This is a genomic window from Aeromicrobium sp. (assembly GCF_036676885.1).
In the GTDB taxonomy this organism is placed as follows: Bacteria; Actinomycetota; Actinomycetes; order Propionibacteriales; family Nocardioidaceae; genus Aeromicrobium.
This window is the reverse complement of sequence record NZ_JAKFCB010000085.1, coordinates 1-9642: the sequence shown is the minus strand read 5'-3', so window position 1 is coordinate 9642 and position 9642 is coordinate 1. Positions and strand designations below refer to the sequence as shown.

Sequence of the window (9642 nt, the reverse complement as noted above, 5' to 3'; positions counted from 1 at the left end):
ACGGGGATCGGCCGGGTCAGCGGGCGCGACTGCGTCATCGTCGCGAACGACGCCACGGTCAAGGGCGGCACCTACTATCCCCTCACGGTCAAGAAGCACCTGCGCGCCCAGACGATCGCGCAGCAGAACCGGCTTCCGTGCATCTACCTCGTCGACTCCGGCGGCGCGTTCCTGCCGATGCAGGACGAGGTCTTCCCGGACCGCGAGCACTTCGGTCGCATCTTCTTCAACCAGGCCCAGATGTCGGCGCAGCAGATCCCGCAGGTCGCGGCGGTCATGGGTTCCTGCACGGCCGGCGGGGCGTACGTGCCGGCCATGAGCGACGAGTCCGTCATCGTCAAGGAGCAGGGCACGATCTTCCTCGGCGGCCCGCCGCTCGTGAAGGCCGCGACAGGCGAGGTCGTGACGGCCGAGGACCTCGGGGGTGGCGACGTGCACGCACGGCTGTCCGGGGTCGTCGACCACCTCGCGGACGATGACGAGCATGCGCTGCAGATCGTCCGGTCGATCATCGGCACGCTCGAGCGGCCGACCAGCGCCGAGCCTCCGCACGAGCCGGTCGAGCCCGCGGAGGACCCCGCCGGGCTCTACGACGTCGTTCCGGTCGACGGCCGCACCCCGTACGACGTGCGCGAGGTCATCCGCCGCGTCGTCGACGACTCGCGACTCCACGAGTTCAAGCCGCTCTACGGCGAGACGCTGGTGTGCGGGTTCGCCCGTATCTGGGGCTATCCCGTCGCGATCATCGCCAACAACGGCATCCTGTTCAGCGAGTCGGCGCTCAAGGGAGCCCACTTCATCGAGCTCGCCAACCAGCGCGGCATCCCCCTCGTCTTCCTGCAGAACATCACCGGCTTCATGGTCGGCCAGGAGTACGAGAACAGGGGCATCGCCAAGGACGGCGCCAAGCTCGTCACGGCGGTCGCCTCGTCGGTCGTGCCGAAGTTCACCGTCGTGATCGGCGGGTCGTTCGGCGCCGGCAACTACGGCATGTGCGGCCGGGCGTACGACCCGCGGTTCCTCTGGATGTGGCCCAACGCGCGAATCTCGGTCATGGGCGGCGAGCAGGCGGCCGCGGTGCTCGCCACGGTCCGCCGCGATGGCATCGAGGCCAAGGGCGGCGAGTGGTCGGCCGAGGACGAGGAGGCGTTCCGGGCGCCGATCCGTGAGCAGTACGACCAGCAGGGGTCGCCCTACTACTCCAGCGCCCGGCTGTGGGACGACGGGATCATCGACCCGGTCGACACCCGCCGCGTCCTCGGCATGGGACTCCAGATAGCCGCCGCCACTCCGACCCCGGCGCCGCAATTCGGCGTCTTCAGAATGTGAGGGGCCATCTGATGACGTTCCACAGTGTCCTGGTTGCCAACCGTGGCGAGATCGCCCGGCGGGTGATCCTCGCCTGTCGTGAGGCCGGACTGCGCAGCATCGCGGTCTACTCCGACGCCGATGCCGATGCCCCGTACGTACGCCTCGCCGACGACGCGGTGCACCTCGGTCCGACCCCGGCGACCGAGTCCTACCTCTCGATCGAGCGGGTCATCGCCGCCGCGAAGGAGTCGGGCGCCGAGGCGATCCACCCCGGATACGGCTTCTTGTCGGAGCGAGCCGAGTTCGCCCGGGCCGTCGTCGACGCGGGCCTCGTGTTCATCGGCCCCACCGCTGAGGTCATGGAGGCCATGGGCCGCAAGGACCGTGCCCGGACCATCGCCGAGCAGGCCGGCGTGCCCGTGACTCCGCAGTTCGACCCTGAGCGCGTACCGGCCGAGGCCTATCCGGTCCTGGTCAAGGCGGCGGCCGGCGGAGGCGGCAAGGGCATGCGCATCGTGCGTGAGCCGGACGCTCTTGCCGGGGCGATCGAGGCGGCCGGGCGGGAGGCCGCTGCGGCGTTCGGCGACGACACGCTGCTGGTCGAGAAGTACGTCGAAGCCGGCCGGCACGTCGAGGTGCAGGTGTTCGGCGACACCGCCGGCAACGTCATCCACCTCTACGAACGCGACTGCTCGGTGCAGCGCCGCCACCAGAAGGTTGTCGAGGAGGCGCCCGCGTACGGGCTGAGCCCGATGCTGCGTACGACGATGCACCAGTCGGCGGTGGCCCTGTGCCAGGCGGTCGGCTACACCGGTGCCGGCACGGTCGAGTTCCTCGTCGCCGACGGTCACGCGTACTTCCTCGAGATGAACACCCGCCTGCAGGTCGAGCACCCCGTCACCGAGGAGATCACCGGCGTCGACCTGGTCCAGTGGCAGCTGCGGGTCGCGGCCGGGGAGCCCCTGCCCCTGGCGCAGGACGAGATCACGGCGACGGGTCACTCGATGGAGGTCCGGGTGTACGCCGAGAACCCCTACGCCGGCTTCCTGCCGCAGGCCGGTCACGTGATCGACGCTGCCTGGCCTGAGGGCGTCCGCGTGGAGACGGATCTGGGCGCGGACCAGGAGGTCTCCACGGCGTACGACCCCATGCTCGGCAAGATCGTCGTCACCGGCGCCGACCGTGAGGACGCCCGTCACAGGATGATCGAGGCGCTCGACGACACCGGCATCTTCGGCGTGACGACCAACCTCGGATTCGTACGCCGGCTCGTCGCGAGCCACGACTTCGCAGATGGTGACGTGCACACGGCATGGCTCGACAGCGACGCCTCGATCGACCTGCTGGCCCCGCCGGTCCTGTCGGCGGAGGCGGCCCGCGCGGCGGCGCTCCTGTGGGCGAGCTTCACGGTGCCGGAGGGTGACTCGCCGTGGTCGCTCAACGACGGGTGGCGATCCGCCTCCGATCCGGCTCCCACGCGCATCGTCCTGGTGGACGAGGCGGACACCTCGTGGGAGTTCGCGTTCACGGATGACGACGAGGTCGGCGACGAACTGCTGGCAATCGCCGACGCCGACGGCCTGACGATCGCGTGGCAGGGGCAGAACTGGCGACTCGATGCTCCGGACCCGATGCGCGGCGGCCACCGCCTGGGCGCGGCGACAGACGCGGAGCTGGTGTCGCCGATGCCGGGCACCGTCCTGCGGGTCGACGTCGCCGAGGGCGACACCGTCTCGCTCGGCCAGCAGCTCGGGGTCGTGGAGGCGATGAAGATGGAGCTGGCCCTGCTGGCTCCTTACGATGGCGTCGTGACCCACGTCGGCGCGGCCATGGGCGACCAGGTGCCGATCAAGCACCTCCTGTTCACGGTGCATCCCGTCAAGGAGGACACGTGATCACGCCGATGGTCGTACGTGATCCGGAGCTGCCGGAGGCGGTCACGATCTACGAGGTCGGCCCGCGCGACGGGCTGCAGAACGAGTCGGCGATCGTGCCGCTTGACGCCAAGGCCGAGTTCATCACCCGGCTGATCGCCGCCGGGCTGCCGATCGTCGAGGCGACGAGCTTCGTCCACCCGAAATGGGTCCCCCAGCTCGCCGACGCCGCCGAGCTGGTCGCGCGGCTGCCGCTCGCCGGCGCGACCCCGCTGCCGGTCCTGGTGCCCAACGAGCGTGGGCTCGACCGGGCGCTCGAGGCCGGCTGCAGCCACATCGCGATCTTCGGCAGCGCGACCGAGACGTTCGCGCAGAAGAACCTCAACGCGACGCTCGACTCGCAGTTCGCGATGTTCGAGCCCGTCGTCGGCCGGGCGCGGGAGGCGGGCCTGGACGTGCGGGCGTACGTCTCGATGTGCTTCGGCGACCCGTGGGAGGGCGACGTGCCGGTCGGCCAGGTCGTGGCGACCGGCAAGAGGTTGCTCGACCTCGGCGCATCGCAGCTGTCGATCGGCGACACGATCGGCGTCGCGACCGCCGCACACGTCGGCGCACTGATCGATGCCTTCGGCGCGGCCGGCGTCGGTGTGGACCGGTTGGCGATGCACTTCCACGACACCTACGGGCAGGCGCTCGCCAACGCGTACGCCGCCCTGCGCCACGGCATCACGACGTTCGACGCGTCGGCGGGCGGCCTCGGCGGTTGTCCGTACGCCGAGAGCGCCACCGGCAACCTGGCGACCGAGGACCTGGTGTGGATGCTGACCGGGCTGGGCATCGAGCACGGTGTCGACCTCGAGGCCCTGGTGCGGACCAGCATCTGGATGTCGGGCGTGCTGGGCAAGGAGCCGGCCAGCGCCGTCGTCCGGGCGCTGGGCTGAGCGCACCGGGCACCCGCGCCGACTGCAGGCCTCACACTTCTCCCGGCAACCCGCCACTTCTCCGGGCAGATTTGCCTGGAGAAGTGGCGGTTTACCACGTTCTCCTGGTAAACCGCGGGGGTCAGGTGGCCAGGCGGCGGTCGCGGAGCTCGTCGGCGGCGAACTGCCCGATGTGCCAGGTCGCCAGCGCGTCGCTCGACCCGCCGACCGCGCCGCCCAGCAGAGGGATGCGCCGGCCGATCAGTGTCACGGCGCGGCGTCCGGCCGTGCGTGCGACGAGCTCGGCGGTGACCTCGCGCGACAGCGTCTCGTCGAGCACGGGATCGTGCACCGGCGAGGTGGCCAGGGCCATCGGCGAGGACGGCAGGCGGTGCCGCTTGACGAGTGCCGTGACGGCGTCCTCGCCGAGCATGCAGGCGAGGATCGCGTTGCGGACGCGCGGGTCCTCCAGGTCGTATCCCCGCAGGTGCGCGATGCCCGCGACGAGGTGGCACTGCACGAGCGTCACCCCGACGACGTTGGCCGGCACCGACACCGCGAGGGTCGAGAAGCCACCCAGGTTCGTGACGAAGCCCTGCACGCCGGCCAGGCTCGCGTGCATCCGGGTGAGCCCGCGGATCGCCTTCTCGACGTCGCCGCCGTTGTCGACCAGCTTGGTGTCGGCCGACGCGGCTGCTGAGCGCAGTGGCCCGATGCCGTCGATCGCGTGGTCGAGCACGGTGCGGACGTACCCGGAGGCGAGCGCGGGGGCGATCTTGGCGCCGGCGGTCACGGCGACACTTCGGCGAACTCCCATTTGCCCAGCATAGGCGGGCGTTGCAGGGCGGCATCCTCGAGTGGCCCGCGGTTCTGGCCCTACGCTGTGGAGATGGCCCGCCCCTTCTCCGAGCGCGTGGTCGGCGACGACTGGCGGCAGGAAGCCGAATCCTGGATCCGCGAGCAGCTGGACCTGCACGGCGACACGTTGAGCGGGCCGATCGAGCAGCCACGCGTACGTCCGTGGTCGACGCAGCTCACGGTCCCGACCGAGGCCGGGCTGCTGTGGTTCAAGGCCAACTGCGCCGCCCTGGCGTTCGAGCCACGACTTCACGACGAGCTGGCGCGGCTCGCGCCGGATGCCGTCGACGCCCCGTACGCGACCCGGCCCGAGAGCGGCTGGATGGTGACGCGTGATCGCGGATCGACGCTCGGGGACTCGCACGAGCCGACCGTCGACGACTGGCGCCTCGTGCTCGGTGAGGCGGCGGCCCTGCAACGAACCCTGGCGTCGGAGGCCGATCGTCTGCTGGCCACCGGGCTGCCGGACTGCTCTCCCCTGACGGTGCTCGACCGCTTCGACCGGCTGCTCGAGATCCTGGCCGCCCTGCCGGAGGACGATCCGTCCCACATCGATGCCGACCTGGGATCGCGCCTGCGCGCCACCCGGCCCGCGGTCGTCGACGCCGTCCAGCAGCTCGCCGAGTCGTCGCTGCCGGCGACGTGGCAGCACGGCGACGTCCACCCGTGGAACGTCTTTGCGGTCGCCCCGGGCTCGCTGCGCGTCTTCGACTTCGGGGACGCCCAGTGGGCGCACGCCGCCGAGCTGCTGAGCGTGCCGTACGGCTGGATCACCCAGCGCACCTCGTTGTCCTGGCCCGACGTCCTGGGGGCGTACTGCGACGCATGGGGCATTGACCCGGCTGAGCTTGAGCCGCAGTGGACCGCGACCGGGCTGACCCAGCCGGTCAACCGGGCCATGACGTGGTGGACCTGCCTCGCCGAGGCGAGCGCCGTCGAGTGGGCCGAATGGGGCATCGCTCCCCTGCACCACCTGTCCCGGGTGCTCGACGCATGACGAGGATGCCGTTGCCGCGGACGCCGTGGGTCTTCGACCCCGCAGAGTGGCCGCCCGAGGACTGCATCGCCGCCGGTGCCGACCTCGAGCCCGGCACGCTGCTCGAGGCGTACCGGCGCGGCGCGTTCCCGATGCCGCACGACGGCATGTTGCTGTGGTGGTCGCCGATGCTGCGGGGCGTGCTCGTCCCGTCGGACCTGCACGTGAGCCGGTCGCTCGCGAGGTCGCGGCGGCGACTCGACGTGACGATCGACGAGTCGTTCGAGGAGGTCATCGACGCCTGCGCCGACCCCTCGCGCCCCGGCGCCTGGATCGACTCACCGATCCGCGAGGCGTACGTGCAGATGCACCGCCTGGGCTGGGCGCACTCGATCGAGACGCGGGACGCTGACGGGCGTCTCGTGGGTGGCCTGTACGGACTCAGCATCGGCCGGCTGTTCGCCGGTGAGTCGATGTTCCACCGGGTGACCGATGCGTCCAAGGTCGCGCTCATGGGGCTCGTCGAGGTCGTCGGCGACGAGGCGCTGATCGACACCCAGTGGCGTACGGAACACCTGGCATCACTGGGCGTGACGGAGTGGCCGCGGGATCGCTACCTGCAGGCGATCGCACCGCTCGTCGACGCCGAACCGCCTGCAATCTGGCGCTAAAGCAGGTCAGCGATCGACACCCCTGTGGGGGCGAGATTGCGTAGTCACCGCGAGTTCATAGACTGACGGTCACACCCATCACTCACAAGGAGCTTTTGTGGCTATCTCACGCAACGACCTCGTCGCTGCCCTCGCTTCGAAGGCCGGCACCAGCAAGGCCGAGGCCGACGCCGTCCTCTCGTCCTTCAGCGAGATCCTGCTCGACTCCGTCAGCAATGGCGAGAAGGTCTCGATTCCCGGCATCCTGTCCGTCGAGCGCGTCAAGCGTGCCGCACGTACGGGTCGCAACCCCTCGACCGGCGAGACGATCGACATCCCCGCGGGCTTCGGCGTCAAGGTGAGCGTCGGCTCGCGCCTCAAGGCCGCCGCCAAGTAACACCGCACGAATCGCGCAGCGCCATCGGGACAACCCGGTGGCGCTGTTCCATTTCTGTGTGAGGATGACGGCCATGTCCACCCGCTATCACCGGCTCGCGCGGGAGACGCCTGCGTACGCGTGGTGGAGGCTGCCCGCCGCAGGATTCCTGACGGGCGCCATCTGGATGGGTGGCGGGCTGGTCCTGCTCCTGGTGACGCTGATCCTGTTCGCGGCCAGCTCGGACCTCGACAAGTTCAAGGCCTGGGCGGACGCATCCGGCGACCTGGACCTGCAGCACCTGGAGTTCTTCGTCCTGGACATGCTCTCCATCGTCATCCTGATCCCGGCGCTGCTGCTCGCGGTGCTCGTCACGGGACCGCGCCCCATCGGCTACCTCTCGTCCGTGGCCGGTCGCCTGCGGTGGCGCTGGCTGGGCCGCACCGCCGTCATGGCCGCCGTCGTCTTCGTCGCGACGATCGGTGGAGCCATCGCACTCGCCGAGGCGACCGAGCCGGCAGAGGTCAGCGCGCCGGAGGTCAGCACGAGGGCGATCGTCGCGATCGGGCTCATCCTGCTGCTCACGCCGTTCCAGGCGGCCGCCGAGGAGTATGTCTTCCGCGGCTACGTCATGCAGCTCGTGGGCTCGTGGTCCCGCTTCGCGTTCATCCCGGTGATCGTCTCCGTGCCGCTGTTCGTCGCCGGGCACACGTACGACCTGTGGGGCCTCGTGGATGTCGGCATCTTCGGCCTCATGGCGGCCGTCGTGACGATACGTACGGGTGGACTCGAGGCCGCCATCGCGGCGCACGTGGCCAACAACGTCGTGCTGTTCGTGCTCGATGCCCTGGGCATGATCTCGGCGACCGACTCCAGCGGTGCGGGGCCGCTCGACCTCATCCCGACGGTCATCTCGAGCGCGGTGTTCCTCGTCTGGGTCGAGTGGGCGGCTCGCCGCCAGGGCCTCCAGCGGACCCGACCGCCGATCCCACCGCCACCGCCGCCACCGGCGCCGATGTGGCCGCCGCCCCCGTACGCCTATTGGTGGCCGCCGGTCCAGCCGGCCCCGCTTCCGCAGTGGTACCCGCCGCCGCAGCCGTGGCACCCCGCGCCGCAACCGGTCGCCCCCGGGCCGCCGCAGCAGGCCTGGGCGCCACCGGCGAACGTACCCGCGCCTCCGGCGTTGCACCCGGGCACACCGGACTATCCCGGGGACCTGCCACCGGGCTGGGGCCAGGAGCGCCGCTAGCTCGCGACCGGTCGCCCGGCCTGCTCCCAGGCGTCCATGCCGCCATCGAGGTTCACGACATCGTGACCCTGCGCGTGCAGCCACGCCGTGACGCGGGCCGACCGCCCGCCGACGTGGCACACGACGACCGTCCGCGCCGCGGGGTCGAGCTCCCCCACGCGGGACGGCAGCTCGCCCATCGGGATGTGGAGCGCGCCGGCGATGTGCCCGGCCGCCCATTCGTGGGGTTCGCGCACGTCGAGCACGACGAGATCGGCCGGGATCACCTCGGGAATGCCGTGGATGTCGGTGGTCGGGATGACGGAATCGCTCATGTCTCCATGGTCTCTCGCCCTGTGCGTTGCGACACGAACGGGGTCTTCTTGGGTCCAGGAGTAGCGATGGACCCCCTCAAGTAGTTACTTTGGGCTATATAGCGTGTCGCTTTTCGCACCTGCGGAACCGGCGGCACCTCCTGTTCCTCGGCAGATCGGTGGGTGTCATGAAGGCTCATGACACGATCCGCCTGCCTTTCGTGGCCTCGACGCCCGGCATCGCCCGCACCCGCCTTGCCGGGTTTCTGACGGTCAACCGGGCTTCCAACGAGGTCATCGACGACGCCCTGATCGTCATCAGCGAGATGATCGCCAACGCGGTCAGCCACGGCGTGCCGACGTCCGACGGCACGATCGAGATCTCCTGGGCCATCAACGGGACCCTGCTCGAGCTCAGCGTCTACGACGCCGGCAAGGGCGCATCGCTCAAGCCGATCGACTTCGACGAGGACTCGCTCAGCGGCCGCGGCCTGTCGATCATCAACCGTGTCGCCGACCGCTGGTGGGTCGACATGTCGGCCGGCACCCGGGTCAACGCCGAGCTCGGCCTCAGCCCGCACTGACCGGCCGATCGAGGTCGCCTAGACTCGCCCCTCATGGGCAAGAAGTCGCGACTCAAGAACAAGGCCGCCAAGAAGGAACGCATGCCGTTCGTGGCGCGCACCTTCGAAGGACTCCCCAACGAGGCCGACTGGATCGCCCTGCGCGAGTTCGTCCCCTCGGCGACGGCGACGATCCAGCTGGCCTCTGGTCAGCCCGTCAAGGTGTGCTCGCTGCTGCCGGGCAACGGCGCCGGCATCGTACGACCTGACGGTGAGATCTGGATCGGCCTGCAGGTCGCCCACAACTTCGGCGACATCAGCCGCGATCTCGCGTACGTCGTGGAGACCGCGTTCGAGATGGAGCCCGGCCAGCCCGTGCGGATGGCCGAGCCCGGCGTCGGCCCGCGCCTGCAGGACCTGATCGACCCGTCGAGCGGCTTCGACGTGACGGTGCACCAGGGGTTCGACTACTGGGTCGAGGGCACCGACGACCGGCCGGAGACGGCTGAGCTGCTGGCCGAGGCCAACCAGACGATCGCACCGACGATCAAGCTGGAATCGGTCGACTCGGC

General features: G+C 70.2%; 11 protein-coding genes. 9 read left to right on the top strand and 2 right to left on the bottom strand.

From position 1 onward, the window contains the following. The 3 genes from V6M46_RS04540 to V6M46_RS04530 all read left to right on the top strand — a co-directional run. Positions 1–1329: carboxyl transferase domain-containing protein (locus V6M46_RS04540; protein ID WP_332662586.1), on the top strand; the 1329-nt coding region annotated here is incomplete at its 5' end. A gap of 11 nt (positions 1330–1340) precedes the next feature. Next, positions 1341–3206 carry an acetyl/propionyl/methylcrotonyl-CoA carboxylase subunit alpha gene (locus V6M46_RS04535; RefSeq protein ID WP_332662585.1) on the top strand — a complete coding sequence of 622 codons (1866 nt, stop codon included), beginning with the start codon at positions 1341–1343 and terminating at the stop codon, positions 3204–3206. Then, complete coding sequence (locus V6M46_RS04530) at positions 3203–4126, top strand: hydroxymethylglutaryl-CoA lyase (RefSeq protein ID WP_442880445.1); 924 nt, start codon at positions 3203–3205, stop codon at positions 4124–4126. Before V6M46_RS04535 ends, V6M46_RS04530 begins: the two co-directional genes overlap by 4 nt. A gap of 121 nt (positions 4127–4247) precedes the next feature. Here the strand turns inward: V6M46_RS04530 and V6M46_RS04525 are convergent, their stop codons facing one another. Then, positions 4248–4922 (bottom strand): EcsC family protein, encoded by a 675-nt coding sequence (locus V6M46_RS04525; RefSeq protein ID WP_332662584.1) that lies wholly within the window; start codon positions 4920–4922, stop codon positions 4248–4250. 72 nt (positions 4923–4994) lie between these two features. Between V6M46_RS04525 and V6M46_RS04520 the strand changes: the two genes are divergently transcribed. The 4 genes from V6M46_RS04520 (at position 4995) to V6M46_RS04505 (ending at position 8214) form a co-directional block, all read left to right on the top strand. Then, positions 4995–5960, top strand: coding sequence for an aminoglycoside phosphotransferase family protein (locus tag V6M46_RS04520; RefSeq protein WP_332662583.1), 966 nt, complete (start codon positions 4995–4997; stop codon positions 5958–5960). Further along, a complete protein-coding gene (gene aat, locus V6M46_RS04515; RefSeq protein WP_332662581.1) occupies positions 5957–6610 on the top strand; it encodes a leucyl/phenylalanyl-tRNA--protein transferase in 654 nt (217 codons plus the stop codon). The genes V6M46_RS04520 and aat overlap by 4 nt, the downstream gene beginning before the upstream one ends. 97 nt (positions 6611–6707) lie before the next feature. Further along, positions 6708–6986, top strand: a complete 279-nt coding sequence (locus V6M46_RS04510; protein WP_442880444.1) for an HU family DNA-binding protein — start codon at positions 6708–6710, stop codon at positions 6984–6986. Between the two features lie 73 nt (positions 6987–7059). Further along, positions 7060–8214 carry a CPBP family intramembrane glutamic endopeptidase gene (locus tag V6M46_RS04505; RefSeq protein WP_332662579.1) on the top strand — a complete coding sequence of 385 codons (1155 nt, stop codon included), beginning with the start codon at positions 7060–7062 and terminating at the stop codon, positions 8212–8214. On the opposite strand, the gene V6M46_RS04500 is transcribed toward V6M46_RS04505, so the two are convergent. After that, positions 8211–8528: a rhodanese-like domain-containing protein gene (locus V6M46_RS04500; protein WP_332662578.1), complete on the bottom strand. Its 318-nt coding sequence runs from the start codon at positions 8526–8528 to the stop codon at positions 8211–8213. The two genes, V6M46_RS04505 and V6M46_RS04500, sit on opposite strands and share 4 nt — an antisense overlap. Positions 8529–8695: 167 nt before the next feature. Between V6M46_RS04500 and V6M46_RS04495 the strand changes: the two genes are divergently transcribed. Both V6M46_RS04495 and V6M46_RS04490 read left to right on the top strand, forming a co-directional pair. Next, the gene (locus tag V6M46_RS04495; RefSeq protein WP_332662577.1) at positions 8696–9091 is read left to right on the top strand and encodes an ATP-binding protein; all 396 of its coding nucleotides are present in this window, start codon (positions 8696–8698) and stop codon (positions 9089–9091) included. 33 nt (positions 9092–9124) lie between these two features. After that, positions 9125–9642, top strand: a 518-nt coding sequence (locus V6M46_RS04490) for a DUF5926 family protein (RefSeq protein WP_332662576.1), incomplete at its 3' end; no start/stop codon positions are given.

Coding starts and splice junctions, on each gene's coding strand:
- V6M46_RS04505 (WP_332662579.1), top strand. CDS start 7,060: ATGTCCACCCGCTATCACCGGCTCGCGCGGGAGACGCCTGCGTACGCG.
- V6M46_RS04535 (WP_332662585.1), top strand. CDS start 1,341: ATGACGTTCCACAGTGTCCTGGTTGCCAACCGTGGCGAGATCGCCCGG.
- V6M46_RS04495 (WP_332662577.1), top strand. CDS start 8,696: ATGAAGGCTCATGACACGATCCGCCTGCCTTTCGTGGCCTCGACGCCC.
- V6M46_RS04500 (WP_332662578.1), bottom strand. CDS start 8,528: ATGAGCGATTCCGTCATCCCGACCACCGACATCCACGGCATTCCCGAG.
- aat (WP_332662581.1), top strand. CDS start 5,957: ATGACGAGGATGCCGTTGCCGCGGACGCCGTGGGTCTTCGACCCCGCA.
- V6M46_RS04525 (WP_332662584.1), bottom strand. CDS start 4,922: ATGGGAGTTCGCCGAAGTGTCGCCGTGACCGCCGGCGCCAAGATCGCC.
- V6M46_RS04520 (WP_332662583.1), top strand. CDS start 4,995: ATGGCCCGCCCCTTCTCCGAGCGCGTGGTCGGCGACGACTGGCGGCAG.